Annotated in this window: 16 protein-coding genes; 7 read left to right on the top strand and 9 right to left on the bottom strand. The window is 67.6% G+C overall.

Features of this window, described 5'->3' with window-relative positions; all coding sequences use genetic code 11:
• Positions 1–2 precede the first annotated feature (2 nt).
• From ACSION_RS00080 to radC, 5 genes are all read right to left on the bottom strand, one after another.
• A complete protein-coding gene (locus ACSION_RS00080; protein ID WP_435304310.1) occupies positions 3–752 on the bottom strand; it encodes an SDR family NAD(P)-dependent oxidoreductase in 750 nt (249 codons plus the stop codon).
• A 32-nt stretch (positions 753–784) separates the two neighbouring features.
• A complete protein-coding gene (locus ACSION_RS00075; RefSeq protein WP_435304309.1) occupies positions 785–1210 on the bottom strand; it encodes a hypothetical protein in 426 nt (141 codons plus the stop codon).
• On the bottom strand, positions 1207–1995 hold the full coding sequence (locus tag ACSION_RS00070) for an SPOR domain-containing protein (protein ID WP_435304308.1): 789 nt from the start codon (positions 1993–1995) through the stop codon (positions 1207–1209). Before ACSION_RS00070 ends, ACSION_RS00075 begins: the two co-directional genes overlap by 4 nt.
• Before the next feature lie 15 nt (positions 1996–2010).
• Positions 2011–3699, bottom strand: coding sequence for an arginine--tRNA ligase (gene argS, locus ACSION_RS00065; protein ID WP_435304307.1), 1689 nt, complete (start codon positions 3697–3699; stop codon positions 2011–2013).
• Between the two features lie 87 nt (positions 3700–3786).
• The gene (gene radC, locus ACSION_RS00060) at positions 3787–4461 is read right to left on the bottom strand and encodes a RadC family protein (RefSeq protein WP_435304306.1); all 675 of its coding nucleotides are present in this window, start codon (positions 4459–4461) and stop codon (positions 3787–3789) included.
• Positions 4462–4557: 96 nt separating this feature from the next.
• Between radC and coaBC the strand changes: the two genes are divergently transcribed.
• Genes coaBC through ACSION_RS00045 form a run of 3 tightly spaced genes read left to right on the top strand, consistent with a single transcriptional unit; the run spans position 4558 to position 8587 of the window.
• On the top strand, positions 4558–5781 hold the full coding sequence (gene coaBC, locus ACSION_RS00055; RefSeq protein WP_435304305.1) for a bifunctional phosphopantothenoylcysteine decarboxylase/phosphopantothenate--cysteine ligase CoaBC: 1224 nt from the start codon (positions 4558–4560) through the stop codon (positions 5779–5781).
• On the top strand, positions 5778–6242 hold the full coding sequence (gene dut, locus ACSION_RS00050; RefSeq protein WP_093488497.1) for a dUTP diphosphatase: 465 nt from the start codon (positions 5778–5780) through the stop codon (positions 6240–6242). The genes coaBC and dut overlap by 4 nt, the downstream gene beginning before the upstream one ends.
• Positions 6243–6256: 14 nt before the next feature.
• Positions 6257–8587 carry a phosphomannomutase/phosphoglucomutase gene (locus ACSION_RS00045; protein WP_435304304.1) on the top strand — a complete coding sequence of 777 codons (2331 nt, stop codon included), beginning with the start codon at positions 6257–6259 and terminating at the stop codon, positions 8585–8587.
• Positions 8588–8647: 60 nt separating this feature from the next.
• Here ACSION_RS00045 and ACSION_RS00040 read toward each other — a convergent pair whose 3' ends face one another.
• Both ACSION_RS00040 and pyrE read right to left on the bottom strand, forming a co-directional pair.
• Complete coding sequence (locus tag ACSION_RS00040; protein ID WP_435304303.1) at positions 8648–9328, bottom strand: hypothetical protein; 681 nt, start codon at positions 9326–9328, stop codon at positions 8648–8650.
• 17 nt (positions 9329–9345) lie between these two features.
• Entirely contained in the window at positions 9346–10017 is a 672-nt protein-coding gene (gene pyrE, locus ACSION_RS00035) for an orotate phosphoribosyltransferase (protein ID WP_435304302.1), read from the bottom strand.
• 113 nt (positions 10018–10130) lie between these two features.
• Between pyrE and ACSION_RS00030 the strand changes: the two genes are divergently transcribed.
• From ACSION_RS00030 to ACSION_RS00020, 3 genes are read left to right on the top strand one after another with little or no spacing between them, the layout of a single operon-like run.
• Complete coding sequence (locus tag ACSION_RS00030) at positions 10131–10901, top strand: exodeoxyribonuclease III (RefSeq protein WP_435304301.1); 771 nt, start codon at positions 10131–10133, stop codon at positions 10899–10901.
• Positions 10901–12226 (top strand): AmpG family muropeptide MFS transporter, encoded by a 1326-nt coding sequence (locus tag ACSION_RS00025; protein WP_435304300.1) that lies wholly within the window; start codon positions 10901–10903, stop codon positions 12224–12226. Before ACSION_RS00030 ends, ACSION_RS00025 begins: the two co-directional genes overlap by 1 nt.
• A gap of 43 nt (positions 12227–12269) precedes the next feature.
• On the top strand, positions 12270–12497 hold the full coding sequence (locus ACSION_RS00020) for a hypothetical protein (RefSeq protein ID WP_093488487.1): 228 nt from the start codon (positions 12270–12272) through the stop codon (positions 12495–12497).
• Here ACSION_RS00020 and ACSION_RS00015 read toward each other — a convergent pair.
• Both ACSION_RS00015 and ACSION_RS00010 read right to left on the bottom strand, forming a co-directional pair.
• Positions 12494–13624, bottom strand: a complete 1131-nt coding sequence (locus ACSION_RS00015) for an anhydro-N-acetylmuramic acid kinase (RefSeq protein ID WP_435304299.1) — start codon at positions 13622–13624, stop codon at positions 12494–12496. The genes ACSION_RS00020 and ACSION_RS00015 overlap by 4 nt on opposite strands.
• Before the next feature lie 73 nt (positions 13625–13697).
• Complete coding sequence (locus ACSION_RS00010) at positions 13698–15161, bottom strand: peptidoglycan DD-metalloendopeptidase family protein (protein ID WP_435304298.1); 1464 nt, start codon at positions 15159–15161, stop codon at positions 13698–13700.
• 183 nt (positions 15162–15344) lie between these two features.
• On the opposite strand from ACSION_RS00010, the gene tyrS reads away from it, so the two are divergent.
• Positions 15345–16553 (top strand): tyrosine--tRNA ligase, encoded by a 1209-nt coding sequence (gene tyrS, locus ACSION_RS00005; protein WP_435304297.1) that lies wholly within the window; start codon positions 15345–15347, stop codon positions 16551–16553.
• Positions 16554–16772 lie beyond the last annotated feature (219 nt).

Below are 16772 nucleotides of genomic sequence, written 5' to 3'. Positions count from 1 at the left end.
CGTCAGTCGCGGGCCACCTGGAAGCCCGCGAATGACTGCGTCACCGGCATGATCTCGAGCCGGTTGATGTTGAGGTGCGCGGGCAACGTGGCGACGTAGAAGATCTGTTCGGCGATGTCGGCGGCCGTCATCGGCTGTGCGCCGGCGTAGAGCTTGTCGGACGCAGCCTGGTCGCCGTGCGTGCGCACCAGGGTGAATTCGGTTTCGGCCATGCCGGGCTCGATATCGGTTACCCGCACGCCGGTGCCATGCAGGTCGCTGCGCAGGCCGAGCGAGAACTGCCGGACGAAAGCCTTGGTGCCGCCGTAGGTGTTGCCGCCCGGATAGGGGTAGCTGCCGGCGATCGAGCCGATGTTGATGATGGCGCCCTTGCGTTCGACCAACTGCGGCAGCAGCCGGCGGGTGACGGTGACCAGCGCCAGCACATTCGTCTCGATCATCGTGCGCCAGTCGTCCAGCGAGGCCTTCTGTGCAGGCGCCGTGCCCAGCGCGAGGCCCGCGTTGTTGACCAGCAGGTCGATGCCACGGAAGGCTTCCGGCAGCGCATCGAGGGCCGCGTCGAGGGCGGCTTCGTCGCGCACATCGAACGCGGCGACATGCACCTTGTCCGCGCCGAGTTCATCGACCAATGCCTGCAGTCGGTCGGCCCGGCGACCGGTGGCGACCACGCGCCAACCAGCGGCAACGAAGCGGCGAACGGCCGCGGCGCCGAAGCCCGAGGTGGCGCCGGTGATGAGGGCAGTGCGGGTCATGGTCGATCCTGCAGCGAGGGGAAGAGGGGCGGTCAGGCGGCCGCGCGCAGCGCGCGGTGCGCCTGCCAGCGGGCACCGAGGTCGGTGCCGAGCGCGGCTGCGGCAAGCGACAACACGGCGCTGGCGACATTCGTGCGGAAGACGGCGAAGAGGGGATGCGTGCTGTCGGCGGTCGGCAGCGCGATGTTCGCCAACAGCACGAACGTGGCGATCCACAGCGCGAAGGTCATGCCCAGCGCGACCACCAGGAAGCGCCGCCCGGCCATGGCGCCGCCCAGCGCCATGCAGGCGGCGGTGACCAGATAGCTGATCGGGGCGAGATAGCCCAGCGGCGTCACCACGACCTGTTGCCAGCTGGGGGGCAGGACGCGAGCCGCGATCCAGGACGCGAGCAGCAGCGCCACCAGCACCGTTACCGTGGCCAGCGCCATGCGCTGCCAGGGGCGAAGCACACTCACTGCGCCTTCACCGCCATCGCGGGCAAGCCACTGCTGGCGAGCTTCTGCTTGGCTTCGGCCAGTTCGCTCGCCGTGCCGTAGGGGCCCATGCGCACGCGGTACACCGTCTTGCCGTTGATCTGCGCCGATTCCACGCGCGCGCTGAGGCCAAGCATGGCGATCTTGGCCTTGGTGGCTTCGGCATCGCCGGACGCGCCGAACGCGCCGGCCTGCAGGATATAGCGGGCGCCGGTGTCCGCGCTCGCCACCGTGGTCGTGGGCTTGGGTGCCGGCGCCGTATCGGCGACGCGCGGTGCGTCGGTCGTCGCGCGAGGCGCGGGGGCCTCGTCGATCGGTGCAGGCTGTGCAGTGTCGTTGCCGGACGGTGCCGGCACGACGGCCGTCGACTGGCCGTTCAGCGCGGCACGCGCCTTGCGGGCTTCCTCCTCGCGCGCGCTGGCGGCGAGTTCGGCGTCGGACATCTGTACTTCCTTGCCCGGCAGCAGCGTGTAGAAGTCGTACTGCGTTTCCTTGCCGGTATCGCCCGTCGCGGTCGACGGCGCGCCGGCATCACCCACCGGCGCGTCGGGCACGACGGCTTCCACGTCGGCGCTGTCGATCGGTGCGGGCTGCGCATCCGGATTGGGCTGCGGACGGAAGAAGCCATCGCCGTCCTTCTTGCCCAGGCCGGGGACGATGAAATACACCGCCAGGCCGATCAGCAGGCCGAGGACCAGCCATACCCAGGCGGGCGTAGCGTGACCGGAATTGCGCGTGGCCTGGTTCTTGCCGCGTCTTGCTGCCATGTACTGCTTCTCCGCTTACATCTTTTCGGGCGCGCTGACGCCCAACAGGTCCAGTCCGTTCGCCAGCGCCTGGCGTACCGCCAGGGCCAGTGCCAGCCGCGCATCGCGCGCGGCGGCATCGTCCACCAGCACCGGCGTACCGGCGTACCACGTGTGGAAAGCATAGGCCAACTCGCGCAGGTATTGCGCCACGGCGTGCGGCTCCAGCGATTCGCCGGCCACTTCCACCACTTCCGGGTAGCGCGACAGTTCCACCATCAGCAGCAGCGAGGTCTCGTCGTCCAGTCGCGCGAGGTTCGCCAGGCCGTTCGCCTGGTCGTACGCATAGCCCTTCTCGCCTGCCTGGCGCAGCAGGCTGCACACGCGGGCATGCGCGTACTGCACGTAGAACACCGGATTGTCGTTGCTCTGCTGACGGGCCAGGTCGATATCGAAGGTCAGTTGCGAATCGGGCTTGCGCGCGATCAGGAACCAGCGCGTCGCATCGGCACTGGTTTCCTCGATCAGGTCGCGCAAGGTGAAATAGCTGCCGGCGCGCTTGGAGAGCTTCACTTCCTCGCCACCGCGCATCACCGTGACCATCTGGTGCAGCACGTACTCCGGGTATCCCTTCGGAATGCCATCGCCCAGCGCCTGCAGGCCGGCCTTCACGCGGGCCAGCGAGCCATGGTGGTCGGCGCCCAGTTCGGTGATCGCGCGCTCATAGCCGCGTTGCCACTTGCTGAGGTGGTAGGCCACGTCCGGCACGAAGTAGGTGTAGCTGCCGTCGGACTTGCGCATCACGCGGTCCTTGTCGTCGCCGAAGTCGGTGGACCTCAGCCACAGCGCGCCGCCTTCCTCGTACGTGTGGCCGGAGGCGACCAGCTTGCGCACGGTCTCTTCGACCTTCTGGTCGGCGTACAGCGAGCTTTCCAGGAAATAGCGGTCGAACGACACGCCGAATGCGGCCAGGTCCAGGTTCTGCTCGCGGCGCAGGTAGGCCACCGCGAACCGGCGGATGGCATCCAGGTCCTGCGGATCCTTTTCGCCGGTGACCACGTGGCCCTCGACCTCGACCGAATCACCGTTGAGGTAGGCCTGCGCGACGTCGGCGATGTAGTCGCCGCGATAGCCGTCTTCCGGCCAGCCTTCGCTGTCGGGCGACTTGCCCAGCGCACGCGCCTGGGTGGACTTGGCCAGGTTGTCGATCTGCACGCCGGCGTCGTTGTAGTAGAACTCGCGCTTGGCGTTCCAGCCGTTGGCCGCCAGCACGCGGGCGATGCAGTCGCCGATGGCGCCGGCACGGCCGTGGCCGACATGCAGCGGACCCGTCGGGTTGGCCGAGACGTATTCCACGCCCACCGTGCGGCCGGCGCCGCTGGCGTTGCGGCCATAGGCCTCGCCCTGGGCGAGGGCGGTCGCCACTTCGCGCTGGTAGGCACCCGGGGTCAGGTGGAAATTGATGAAGCCGGGGCCCGCGATCTCGACCTTGGCGACGTCATCGCTGGCGGGCAGGGCCGCCACGAGGGCGGTGGCGATGGCGCGCGGATTGCTGCGCGCGGCCTTGGCCAGCAGCATAGCGGCGTTGGTGGCGAAGTCGCCGTGCTCGCGGGTCTTGGGTCGCTCGACCACGAAATCGGGCGTGGCAGTGTCGGCCGGCAGGGTGCCGGCGGAGCGCAGGGCGTCGATGCCCTGGGCGATCAAGGCGCGAAGGGAAGCTTTCACGGAAGGCCGTCGTGTTGCGTGGGAACCGCCTATTCTAGATTTTCCCGGCGCTTGCGTGGTGCCGGCGCGGTTCAGGCAGCGACTGTCTCAGACCCAGCCGCGCGCCGCCATCGATTGCGGCGCACCGTCGCCGACGATGAAATGGTCCAGCAGGCGCACGTCCACCAGGGCCAGGGCCTGCTTCAGCCGCTGGGTCACCGCCCGATCGGCGGCGGAGGGCTCGGCGCAGCCGGAGGGGTGGTTGTGCCCGATGATCAAGGCCGAGGCATTGAACGCCAGCGCGCGGCGCGCGACTTCGCGCGGGTGTACTTCCGCACTGTCGACGGAGCCATGGAACAACTCCTCGAATGCCAGGACGCGGTGGCGCGTATCCAGGAAAAGGGCCGCGAAGACCTCGTGCCGCCGCCCACGCAGCCGCTGCGCGAAGTAGCGCCCCGCGGCCGCCGGGTCGCTGATGGCCTCGCCGCGTTCGAGATGGGCCAGCAGCAGGCGGTTCGCCAGTTCGAGCGCCGCCGCCAGCGCGCAGGCCCGCGCCGGCCCCACGGCAGGCAGGGTGAGGAGGTCCGCCGGTGGCCGTTCCAGCAAGCTACGAAGCGGGCCATGGGCAGCGAGCAGCTCGCGAGCGGTCGTCACCGCATCGCGGCCGCGCAATCCGGACCCCAGGAAGAGCGCGAGCAGTTCGGCATCGCTCAGGGACCCGGCACCCCGGCTCAGCAACTTTTCGCGGGGACGTTCTTCAGCGGGCCAATCGCGGATCTGCATGGCCCCAGCTTCCCGTGCGGGGGTGCTGGCATGCATCGGGCATCACGGGGCGTTCGGTTAAGCTAATCGCCTGAATCGACGTAGGAATGGGCCGACGTGAGCGGAGCGGACAAGACATCGGGTCTGGCGGGGCAACGCGTGCTGTTGTGCGTAGGGGGCGGGATCGCGGCCTACAAGGCGCTGGAGCTCGTACGCCGCCTGCGCGAGGCGGGGGCGGAGGTGCAGGTGGCGATGACGTCGGGGGCGCAGCAGTTCGTCACGCCGCTGAGCTTCCAGGCGCTGTCGGGCCACGTTACCCGGACCACGTTGTGGGATAGCGCCGCCGAGCAGGCGATGGGCCACATCGAACTGGCGCGCTGGGCCGACCGCGTGATCATCGCTCCCGCCACGGCGGATCTCATGGCGCGCTTGGCCCATGGCATGGCCGATGACCTGGTCACCACCCTGTGCCTGGCGACCACTGCGCCCCTCACGATCGCCCCGGCGATGAACCATCGGATGTGGCAGCACCCTGCCACCCAGGCCAACCTGGCCACGCTGCGCGAACGCGGCGTGCAGATCGTGGGCCCGAACGATGGTCCGCTGGCCGAAGGCGAGTCCGGCCCCGGCCGGTTGGCGGAACCAGAGGAGATCGTGGCCGCGCTGGCGCAAGGCGCAGTGCCGTCCGGTCCGCAGGATCTGGCCGGGCTGGCCGTGGTCGTGAGCGCCGGCCCCACCTACGAAGACCTGGACCCGGTGCGCTACCTGGGCAATCGCAGCAGCGGCAAGATGGGCTTCGCCGTGGCGGCGAGCGCCGCCCGACGTGGTGCGCGCGTCACGTTGGTGGCCGGTCCTGTGCACCTGCCGACGCCGCCCGGCGTGACCCGGGTCGATGTCCGTTCGGCTGCGCAGATGCACGCTGCGGTGTTCGCGGCGCTGCCTGCCGACATCTATATCGGGGCCGCTGCGGTGGCCGACTACACCCCGCGCGAACCGGCGGCCAACAAGATCAAGAAATCCAGCGAATCGCTGGCGCTGGACCTGGTGCGCACGCCCGACATCCTCGCCGAGGTCGCGGCGCAGACCCAGGCGCTGAAGCTGGTGGTCGGCTTCGCTGCCGAGACCAACAACGTGGCGGAATACGCGCGCAAGAAGCTTGAAGCCAAGCGGCTGGACATGATCGTGGCCAACCGGGTGGGTATCGCCGATGGCGGTTTCGAAAGCGACCAGAACGCGATGACGGCGTATTGGAAGGATGGCGAGCGCAGCTTCGCGACCGCGCCCAAGACCCGCCTGGCGGACGAACTGATCGATCTGATCGTGGAGCGACTGAACGCATGAGTGCACCCCGCGCGGTGGAAGTGAAACTGCTGGACCCCCGCTTCGGCGATGAATGGCCGTTACCGGCCTACGCCACCGAAGCCAGCGCCGGCATGGATCTGCGTGCCGCGCTGGATGCGCCGCTGGTGTTGGAGCCGGGCGACGCCGCCCTCGTGCCCAGCGGAATCGCCCTGCACCTGGGCGACCCCCATCTCTGCGCGGTGGTGCTGCCGCGCTCCGGCTTGGGTCACCGCCACGGCATCGTGCTCGGCAACGGCACGGGATTGATCGATGCCGACTACCAGGGGCCGTTGCTGATCAGTGTATGGAACCGGGGCCATGAGGCCTTCACCATCCAGCCAGGCGACCGTATCGCCCAGGTCATGGTGCTGCCCGTGGTGCGCGTGGAGCTCCAAGTGGTGGATACTTTCGCCGACAGCGCACGGGGGACGGGTGGTTTCGGCCACACCGGCGTGCGATGACAGGGGACAAGCCGATGAACGCAACGAACGAGCGCCGTGCGCGCATGCCCGTGGGCGATCTGCAGCGTGCGCTGCCGATGCTCGCCTTGCTGCTGGTCCTGTTGGCCGGCCTGCTGGGCTGGAGCGGGGTGCGGCAGTGGCGTGAGGCAACCCTGCTGACCGACATGGAGCGTGCTCGCGACACGGCGGTGCAGGCAGTGCAGGGCGAATACGACACCCATAGCAAGGAGTTGGCCCGACGCCTGGAATCCGGGCCGGTGAAGCAAGCCTTGGCCGCGAACGATACGGCGGCGGCCACAGCCGCGTTACGGGACGGATGGACCGGCGTCGAGACGGTCGAGATCCTGGACGCCAACCTGGACGCCGCTTACGACGACGCATCTGCGTTCGGGTACAGCAAGCTCGCGCTGCTGGAAGCCGCGATGCAGGGAGACCAGGTCGCCGCGCGTGTGCTGAGGGATGGCAAGGCCACGGTCTTCGGCCTGGCCGCCGCTGTACCGCAGGGCGTGGTGTACGTACGGTTGCCACTGGCGCGACTGACGGTCGGCTTCGATGGGGTGCGGGCACCGCAGGGCGGCTATCTGGCGTTGCGCCAGGGTGGCTTCAGCGTGCGAGAGCGCGGTAACAGCAGCCTGCAGGACGCTGCAGAGCGCATGGCGCACGTGGTCGGCAAGACCGGTCTCCGGGTGGCGACGGCCGTACCCGACAGCGAGCCCGGCCCGCTGGGCCTCGGCGCGATTCCCGCCATGGTGGTCGCTGGGCTGCTGGGCATCCTCGCGATCATGGCGCTGCTGGTGGCCCGCGGTGGCATCCGCTTGCCTGCGCTGGGCAAGAAGAAGGCGGAAGGCCCCGAAGGCGACGAGCCGACCCTCGGCGAGGCCCTCCTGCGCGAACCCCCACCGATGTCCGCAGCGACCCGCGAGGTGGGCGAGCGAGAAGAAGGCGCGCGGCCTGCCCGAGCGACGGTGGACGTCGATCCCGGCATCTTCCGTGCCTACGACATCCGCGGCATCGTGGGCAAGACACTGAGCACCGAGGTGGCCGAGCTGATCGGCCTGGCGATCGGCTCGGTGATGCGCGACGAGGACCTGGCCGACATCGTGGTCGGCCGCGATGGGCGTTTGTCGGGCCCTGACCTGATCGGCGGCCTCATCAACGGTCTGCGCAAGGCCGGCCGCAATGTCGTCGACATCGGCCTGGCGCCCACACCGGTGGTCTACTACGGTGCGTACCATCTGCGTGCAGGCAGTTGCGTGGCATTGACCGGCAGCCACAATCCGCCGGACTACAACGGGTTCAAGATCGTGGTCGGTGGGCAGACGCTGTCCGGCGATGCCATCACCGACCTGTACGAGCGCATCCGCGACAACCGGCTCTACATCGCCAATGTGCCGGGCGACCTGCAGCAGCGCGACATCTCGGCCGACTACATCCAACGCATCGCCGACGACGTGCAGCTGGAGCGCCCGTTGAAGGTGGTCGTGGACGCGGGCAACGGCGTGGCGGGCGACATCGCGCCGCAGTTGCTGGAAGCCATCGGTGCAGAGGTGATTCCGCTCTACTGCGAAGTCGACGGCACCTTCCCGAACCACCACCCGGACCCCAGCGAGCCGCACAACCTGGAAGACCTGATCCAGACCGTGAAGCGGTTCGATGCCGACATCGGCCTGGCGTTCGACGGCGACGGCGACCGCCTTGGCGTGGTGACGAGGGAAGGCGCGGTGATCTTCCCGGACCGCTTGCTGATGCTGTTCGCGGCCGACGTGCTGGAGCGCAATCCCGGCGCGCTCATCATCTACGACGTGAAGTGCACCGGGAAGCTGCAGGGCTGGGTGCTGCGCCATGGCGGCACGCCGATGATGTGGAAGACCGGGCACTCGCTGATCAAGGCCAAGATGCGCGAGAGCGGTGCGGAGCTCGCCGGCGAGATGAGCGGGCACTTCTTCTTCCAGGAACGCTGGTACGGCTTCGACGATGGCCTGTACTCGGCGGCTCGCCTGCTGGAGATCCTGGCGAACCGGTCCGAGACGCCGTCGGAGGTGCTCGCCGCCCTGCCCGACGGCGTGTCGACGCCGGAGATCAAGGTGGACGTCGTCGAAGGCACGCCGCACGAGATCGTTGCGCGCTTCGTCGAAGGGGTGGAGTTCGAAGGCGCTCGACTGTCGACCATCGACGGCCTGCGCGCCGACTGGGACGACGGTTGGGGCCTGGTGCGCGCCTCGAACACGACACCCATCCTGGTGCTGCGTTTCGAAGCAGACAACAAGGAAGCGCTGGAGCGCATCAAGACCGAGTTCCGCACGCGCCTGCAGGCACTTGCACCGGAACTGGCGATGACGTTCTGAGGCCTGATGACGTGGGGCGCGAGCGACGCCGGGCATGTCCCGGCGTCGTCGTTTGCGGGGTTACTTGCGCGTGGTGGCCGGCGTCTGTCCCGCCGCTTCCTCGATGGCGTCCGCGCTGATGCCCTTCACGGCGCGATAGCGCTGCATGATGTCGGTGATCTCGACGTCCAGCGCCGCGCGCTGGGTCTCGAAGCTGTGCTGCAGCCGGCGCGTGCGTACCAGTTCGGCGTGTCGCTGCCGGATATTCGCAGCCAACTCCGGCGCGACGGGTCGACCGCCCAGCTCCTGGTTGCCGGCGGTCTGCAGCAGGCTGACCAAGCCGTCGCGCAGGCTCACCGTGTTGTAGCGGGCCGTCCGCACGTTGTTGTCGACGATGGCGATGCGTTCGTTGAACACGCGACGCAGATCGTTCTCGTCCCGATAAGACAGCAGCATCGCCGCATCGGTGCGTCGCCGGGTTTCTGCCGCCGCCGCGTCCATCTGACGCTGCTGGGATTCGATGGCGGCTTGCGCTCTCTCTTCTTCGGTCATGGCGCGGCCCACGCCACCTGTCCGCAAGCCGCTGGTCGCGCTGATTTCCTCTCGCGCGGCGTTGACGGCTTCAGCCGGCAGGGCATCGCTGCAAACCCGCTGGCCTTTCTCTTCCCAGCAGAACAACTTTTTCGCAGGCGCCTTGTCTTGCGCCAGAGCCGAGGGCGCCAGCAAGCAGGCAGCCAACATCAACGGGATACGGACGGTCATGACAGCCCCCTGCTGCATCAGTCCTGGGACGCGCTGCCGTAGCGGGCCCGATAGGCCAGCAGGTCGTCGCGATGGTGGACAAGGTCGGCGCTTTCACCGGCAAAAGCAAGCAGGTCATGCAGGCTGGCGACGGCCACGACGGGCACGCCGGTTTCTTCCGCCACGGATTGAGCCGCGGAGCGCCGGGCGCTACCGGAGGCCGGCTCGCCGAGCACTTCCTGGCGATCCAGCGCGACCACGATGCCGGCCGGTCGGCCGCCACCGGCGCGGATCAGTCCCAGCGCCTCGCGGATGGCGGTGCCCGCGGTGATCACGTCGTCGACGATCAGCACGCGGCGGTCCTCCAGCGGTGCGCCGATCAGCAGGCCGCCCTCGCCGTGATCCTTGGCCTCCTTGCGATTGAAGGCCACCGGGAGGTCGCGGCCGCGGCGGGCGAATTCGCACGCCAAGGCGGTCGCCAGCGGGATGCCTTTGTAGGCTGGCCCGAACAGCAGGTCGAACTCCAGCCCGGCGTCCTCGACCGCATCGGCGTAGCACGCGGCCAGACCGGCCAACCGGGCGCCGCTGTCGAAACGCCCGGCATTGAAGAAGTAGGGACTCTGCCGGCCCGACTTCAGCGTGAACTGGCCGAAGCGCAGGGCCTGCGCGTGCAGTGCGAGCTGGAGGAACCGGGAACGGTGGTCGGTCATGGGAGCAAGGACTGAACAGGATGGGGGACAGGATAACCGCCATGGCGTGCACGTCGCGCGGTGGGGGCGCCGGTTCGGGTACGCTTGCCCGGTTTCCGACGAACGTAGTGCACATGCGCATCATCAGCTTCAATGCCAACGGCCTGCGCTCGGCGGCCACCAAGGGCTTCTTCGACTGGTTCACCGCGCAGAACGCCGACGTGCTGTGCGTGCAGGAGACCAAGGCGCAGGAACACCAGCTGGCCGGTCCGGAATTCCTGCCGGCCGGCTACAAGGCCTGGTTCCGCGACGCCAGCACCAAGAAGGGCTACAGCGGCGTGGCGATCTACGCGCGTTGCGAGCCCGATGAGGTCCGCACCGCGCTGGGCTGGCCCGACTTCGACGAAGAAGGGCGCTATATCGAAGCGCGGTTCGGCCAGCTAAGCGTGGTGTCGTTCTATATCCCGTCGGGCTCCTCGGGCGACGAGCGCCAGGGCTTCAAGTTCAAGGTCATGGACTGGCTGGCCCCGGTGCTGGACGAATGGCGCCGCAGCGGTCGCCATTACGTGCTGTGCGGCGACTGGAACATCGTGCGCAGCCGGCTGGACATCAAGAACTGGACCAGCAACCAGAAGAATTCCGGCTGCCTGCCGCCGGAGCGCGATTGGCTGAACGGCATGTGCGTGGACGATGGCGGCTGGGTCGATGCCTACCGTGCGCTGCACCCCGAAGGCCAGGACTACACCTGGTGGAGCAACCGCGGCGCCGCGCGCGCCAACAACGTGGGGTGGCGGATCGATTACCAGTTCGTCACGCCTTCGCTACGCGATCGCCTGAAGGCCTGCTCGATCTACCGCGAGCAGCGATTCTCCGACCATGCGCCCTTCACGGTGGACTACACCTGATGACGACCTCCGCCAGCGAACGGCCCGGCAAACCCTCGGTCTGGCGTGCCTTTGCGCAGCCATCGGCATGGACGATGTTCTTTTTCGGTTTCGCCTCGGGCATGCCGTTCCTGCTGGTGGCGGGCACGTTGGCCTACTGGCTGACCGAGAACGGGTTGGAACTGAAGAGCATCACGCTGATCGCCAGCGCCGGCCTGAGCTACACGTTGAAGTTCCTGTGGGCGCCGTTGGTCGATCGCTGGCGCCTGCCGCTGCTGGGGCGACTGGGGCAGCGGCGGGGGTGGCTGCTGCTGGCGCTGGTCATCGTCATCGTGGGTCTGCTGTTGATGGCGCACCTGACGCCCACGCAGCTGGCGCCCTTCATATGGATCACGTTGTTGACCGCGTTTGCGGGCGCGACGCTCGATATCGCGGTTGATGCGTACCGCATCGAGATCGCGCCGCAGGAAGCGCAGGGTGCGTTGCTGGCGACCTACTCGCTTGGCTATCGCATTGCACTGATCATCACTGGCGCGCTGGCGCTCATCCTGGCCGACCAGGTGCCGTGGCCCCTGGTCTACCAGCTGATGGCAGTGTTCATGCTGATTCCCGTCGTCGCGGTCTTTATGTCCCGCGAACCGGATGTCGTGCGGATCCGCGTGACGACCTGGGGAGAAGGCTTGCGCGAAGGTGTCGTGGAGCCCTTCGTCGACTTTTTCCGCCGGTTCGGCGTGGCCCTGGCGGCCGCCCTGCTGGCTTTCATTCTGCTGGCGAAGATCTCCGACCAGTCCCTCGGCGGCGGCATCATGGCGCCGTTCTACCTCGACCAAGGGTTCACCAAGACCGAGATCGGCGCCGTATCCAAGATCTGGGGTGTCTGGGTGGGTCTCGTGGGCGTGTTTATCGCCGGCATCGCGGTCGCGCGCTGGGGAGTGAAATGGCCGCTGCTGGCGGGCATCGTGCTGGGCGCGATCAGCAACCTGTTGTACGTCTGGCTGATCGGCGCCGACGGCGATGTATGGAAACTGACGCTGGTGATCTCCGGCGAAAACCTGGCGCAAGGCTTCCAGGGGACCACGCTGGTGGCCTTCCTCTCGGCCCTGGTCAACCAGCGCTTCACCGCGACCCAGTACGCCCTGTTCTCGTCGCTGATGATGTTGCCGGGCAAGCTGCTGGGCGCAGTGTCGGGGAGCATCGTGGAACAGACTGGTTACGGCGTGTACTTCTGGATCACTGCGCTGGTCGCGGTGCCGGCCGTCGTGTTGTTCTTCTGGTTGGCGCCGCGCATCCGCTTCGGTGGCGGCCACGAGCCTGCCAGCGGCGTTGGCCGCCCGCCGTCGGCATGAGCTGCGCTAAAGTCTGCCGATGGGGAGTACAGGGGACGGGAAGATGACCGACATCGTGCTGAAGGACGTGGATCCGATCCTGGCCGAACGCATCCGGCGGGTGTCCCAGGCGCGCGGCTGGACGGTCCACGACACCATCTTCAACCTGCTCGAACAGGGCCTGTTCGTCTGTGAGTCGGAAGTCCGTGGCGGCCTGAGTGATCGCGAGGTCAACGCACTGGCTGACGCCATCAGCGCACTGAAGGACGTGCCGCCCGGCAAGGGCTTCTAGGCCGGGAACACCGTGCCTAGCACGCGCGGGCCCGCCGCACCGGTGACGGCGGGCAGGTTGCCGGGCCGGCCGGCAAGCGTTTCGCGCGCAAGCCAGGCGAAACCCATCGCTTCCACGTAGTCCGGGTCCAGGCCGTGCAATGCCGTGGATTCCACCACGGCCTGCGGCAGGTGCGCCGCCAACCGCACCATCAGCACGGCGTTATGCACGCCGCCACCGCAGACCAGCACGCGCCGAGTATCCGGCTGCGTCATCTGCAATGCGTCGGCGACGGTGCGCGCGGTCAGCTCCAACAGCGTCGCCTGCACGTCCGCGGGTGATAGCGAGGCATCCCCCAGCCGCGCGTCGAGCCAGTCCAGGTGGAACTGCTCGCGCCCCGTGCTCTTGGGCGGCGGCAGCGCGAACCACGGTTCGGCCAACAGGCGCGCCAGCAGCGCGGCGTCCACTCGGCCGGCGGCGGCCAGCGCGCCGCCCGCATCGTACGGCTGGCCGGTGTGGCGCTCGCACCAGGCGTCCATCAATGCGTTCGCGGGCCCGGTATCGAAGCCGCGTAAATCGCCCGCGATCGGCAGCAGGGTGAAGTTGCCGATGCCACCCAGATTCAGCACCGCGCGATCCTCGTGCGGCGAGCCGAGGAGGGCGGCATGGAACGCCGGCATCAGCGGCGCGCCATGGCCGCCCGCGGCCACATCGCGGCGACGGAAGTCGGCGACGGTGTCGATGCCGCTGCGTTCGGCGATCACGTTGCCGTCGCCGAGCTGCCAGGTGAACGGCGGGTTGGCATGCGGGCGATGGCGGATCGTCTGTCCATGCGAGCCGAGCGCGCGCACGCGACCGCGGGGCACGCCGGCTTCTTCCAACAGGTTCGTCGCTGCATCGGCGAAGGCGAGCGCAGTGCGGCCATCGAGCGAGCCCAGCGCATCCAGCGACACGGCATCGGCGCCCTGGCCCAGTGCGACCAGTTGCGTCCGCAAGGCGGGATCCCAGGGGAACGTGCGCCCATGGACGAGTTCGCACCGCAGGCCTGTCGTCGACGCCTGGAACCTGACGAGCGCGGCATCGATGCCATCGGCGCTGGTGCCGGAGATCAATCCCAGGTAGAGCTCGTCGGAAGCAGGTGTCGTCATGCGGGATTCGCGGGCAAAGAAAAAGGCGGGACAGTGTCCCGCCTTTTCTGGCTTCCCGCCATGTGTGCGGGTATCAGCCCTTGCCGCTCTTCTTGCCAGCCACGGGCTTGGCCGACGCCACCGCCGTGGCGGGCTTGGCGGCTTCTTCCGCGGGGCCGACATCGGCGTAGATGATGTCTTCGACCGTGCGGATGCGCGCCAGCGCATTCGAGGTGTACGTACGGAACGCTGCCAGCTGCGGGCCGGACAGCGGCTCCGGCGGCGGCATCGTCACCGACAGCGGATTGCGGTGCACGCCGTTGATGCGGAATTCGTAATGCAGGTGCGGGCCGGTCGACAGGCCGGTCGTGCCGACGTAGCCGATCACCGTGCCCTGCGGGATGCGCTGGCCCTGCTTGATCTTGCCGAGCCGCGACATGTGTCCGTACAGGGTGGTGTGGCCACGGCCATGGTCGAGGATGACGGTGCGGCCGTAGCCGCCCTGCCAGCCGGCGAACTGCACGCGACCATCGCCGGCGGCCATGATCGGCGTGCCCGTCGACGCGGCGTAGTCCACGCCCTTGTGCATGCGCATCGTGCCGAGCACCGGGTGGCGACGCGCGCCGAACTTGGAGCTCATGCGCGCGTATGGAATCGGCATGCGGATGAAGCTCTTCTTCAGCGGCCGGCCCGCGGCGGTGAAGTACTCCGGCTTGCCGCCAGGACGGGTGAAGCGGAAACCCGAATGCAGCTTGCCGTCCACGGTGAAGGTCGCCGCCTGCACGGGACCGGTGCTGATCAGCTCGCCCTCGCGCCAGGTCTGCTCGACCACGACGCTGAAGCGATCATCCGGCCCGAGGTCGGAGTTGAAGTCGATGTCGTACTTGAAGATCTCGTCGGTCATCGAATTGATGTTCGCCGACGTCAGGCCCGCCTTGCGCGCCGACCGGTTCAACGAACGACCCACTTCGCCGCTCAGCACCACGGTGCGCGTGGTGGTTTCACGAGCAATGACGCGCTCGGTGACCTTGTCCGTGCCGACCAGCAGCTCAACGCGATGGTTGGCGTCGCGGTCGTAGCGCAGGGTGCGCAGGCCGCCGGTGACCGGCAGGTCGAAGGCGATCTCGGTGCCGGGCTTCAGGCGCGTCAGCGCCTTCTTGGCATCGGCGTTGTCCAGGATGCGGTGCAGGGTGGCAGCCGGGATGCCCAGCTCCTCGAAGATCGCACCCAGGGTCTGCCCCGACTTCACCCGCACGACCTGCCAGCTGTCGCCGGCGGTACCGGCCTGGCGCGCGGCCGAGAGTTCGGGCAGCTCAAGAAGAAGGGTGTTGCGCGGCTGGGATACCGGCGCCTGGATCGCGCTGGAGAAGCCGGGCACGATCGTGGCCATCATCACGCCGATCGTCGTAAACAGGCTGGCGTGGATCCAGTGGCGTCGCGTCCAGCGGCCTTCAGGCAGGTGCCGCTTCACTTGCTGGTGCAGCGCGGTGTCGCGAAGCACCCCCAGGCGTTCGCGGAACTGTTGCTTGCGGCTGTTGCCGCCCCCATGAGTTTGCATCAAGGTTGCACCCCGGGGCCAAGGCGAAGCCCCAATCGGCGTACCATAGACACGCGAAGACTTCGCGTCAAACCATTGAGTCAATTGGATTTTTTGATTGGTATCACTGTTTACTTTCTTTTAACGGTAACTTCACCTCACTGACTTGCCCTTCACGGGCCCCCTGATTGGAACCGCTCTCCCGTGTCCTCCGCTGAAGCTCTTGCCCTGATCGGCCGCGGCGCCGACGAAATCCTCAAGCCCGAAGACCTGGAGGCCCGCCTGAAGCTGGGCCGGCCGCTGCGTGTGAAGGCGGGCTTCGACCCGACTGCCCCGGACCTGCACCTGGGCCATACCGTGTTGCTGAACAAGTTGCGCCAGTTCCAGGACCTGGGCCATCAGGTGATCTTCCTGATCGGCGATTTCACCGGGATGATCGGCGACCCCTCGGGCAAGAACGTCACCCGCAAGCCGCTGTCCCGTGAGGACGTGCTGGACAACGCCCGGACCTATGAGGAGCAGGTCTTCAAGGTGCTGGATCGCGAGCGCACCGAAGTGCGCTTCAATTCCGAATGGTTCGGCAAGATGGCGGCCGCCGACATGATCCGCCTGGCCGGCCAGCATACGGTCGCCCGCATGCTGGAGCGCGACGATTTCGCCAAGCGCTACGCCGCCCAGCAGTCGATCGCGATCCATGAATTCCTCTACCCACTGGTGCAGGGCTACGACTCCGTGGCGCTGGAGGCCGACGTCGAGCTCGGTGGCACCGACCAGAAGTTCAACCTGCTGATGGGCCGCGGCCTGCAGGAGCACTACGGGCAGAAGCCGCAGATCGTGCTGACCATGCCGTTGCTGGTCGGCCTGGACGGCGTCAACAAGATGTCCAAGTCGTTGGGCAATTACATCGGCGTGGCGGAACCGGCCATCGATATCGTCACCAAGACCATGAAGATCGGTGACGAGCTGATGTGGGACTGGATCGAGCTACTCAGCTTCGATATCAGTGCTGCCGAAGCGGTGCAGCTCAAACAAACCGTGGCCTCCGGCGGCGTAAATCCCCGGGAAATCAAGCTGCGGCTTGCGCGCGAACTGACTGCCCGCTTCCACGATGCCGCAGAAGCCGAGCGGGCGATTGCCGGCTGGCATGCCGTGGTGACCGGTCAGGGCGATACGTCGCTGCTGGAACTGAAGGATGTGGTGGTTCCGGCCGACGGCATCCGCATTGCGGCACTGCTGACGGCAGCCGGCATCACGCCCAGCAACTCGGAAGCCAGCCGTAAGCTGAAGGAGCGCGCGGTGAAGGTGGCGGGCGAGGTGGTGGAGGACGCGGGCCTCGTGCTTGCGCCCGGGTTTGAGGGCGTCCTGCAGGTCGGAAAGCGCAACTTCGCACGTGTTCGGCTCGTCGCCGGCTAAGCGTGAACGTCAGCCGCTCTATCCTGGGATAGAGCGGCAACCATCCCATGAAAATTTTTGCCGACTCCCCCTTCCCAAGGGTGGGGGAACAGGTCATACTTTCCCTCCCCCGACGCAAGGGGCCCTGCCAGACCGGCAAGGCGCCAAAACGAAGGGAAACGAATCGCCAACAACCTCGAAATTAGGTGTTGACGAAACGGAAAAGCCTCACCATAATGT

The sequence above is a fragment of the Pseudoxanthomonas sp. LjRoot125 genome (assembly GCF_964252705.1).
Taxonomy (GTDB): Bacteria; Pseudomonadota; Gammaproteobacteria; order Xanthomonadales; family Xanthomonadaceae; genus Pseudoxanthomonas_A.
The sequence above is the reverse complement of the archived record's forward strand: the minus strand, read 5'-3'. Positions and strand labels throughout refer to the sequence as shown.

Coding starts and splice junctions, on each gene's coding strand:
- ACSION_RS00040 (WP_435304303.1), bottom strand. CDS start 9,328: ATGACCGTCCGTATCCCGTTGATGTTGGCTGCCTGCTTGCTGGCGCCC.
- ACSION_RS00080 (WP_435304310.1), bottom strand. CDS start 752: ATGACCCGCACTGCCCTCATCACCGGCGCCACCTCGGGCTTCGGCGCC.
- ACSION_RS00070 (WP_435304308.1), bottom strand. CDS start 1,995: ATGGCAGCAAGACGCGGCAAGAACCAGGCCACGCGCAATTCCGGTCAC.
- dut (WP_093488497.1), top strand. CDS start 5,778: ATGAGTGCACCCCGCGCGGTGGAAGTGAAACTGCTGGACCCCCGCTTC.
- ACSION_RS00020 (WP_093488487.1), top strand. CDS start 12,270: ATGACCGACATCGTGCTGAAGGACGTGGATCCGATCCTGGCCGAACGC.
- ACSION_RS00025 (WP_435304300.1), top strand. CDS start 10,901: ATGACGACCTCCGCCAGCGAACGGCCCGGCAAACCCTCGGTCTGGCGT.
- ACSION_RS00030 (WP_435304301.1), top strand. CDS start 10,131: ATGCGCATCATCAGCTTCAATGCCAACGGCCTGCGCTCGGCGGCCACC.
- ACSION_RS00010 (WP_435304298.1), bottom strand. CDS start 15,161: ATGCAAACTCATGGGGGCGGCAACAGCCGCAAGCAACAGTTCCGCGAA.
- radC (WP_435304306.1), bottom strand. CDS start 4,461: ATGCAGATCCGCGATTGGCCCGCTGAAGAACGTCCCCGCGAAAAGTTG.
- ACSION_RS00045 (WP_435304304.1), top strand. CDS start 6,257: ATGAACGCAACGAACGAGCGCCGTGCGCGCATGCCCGTGGGCGATCTG.
- pyrE (WP_435304302.1), bottom strand. CDS start 10,017: ATGACCGACCACCGTTCCCGGTTCCTCCAGCTCGCACTGCACGCGCAG.
- ACSION_RS00015 (WP_435304299.1), bottom strand. CDS start 13,624: ATGACGACACCTGCTTCCGACGAGCTCTACCTGGGATTGATCTCCGGC.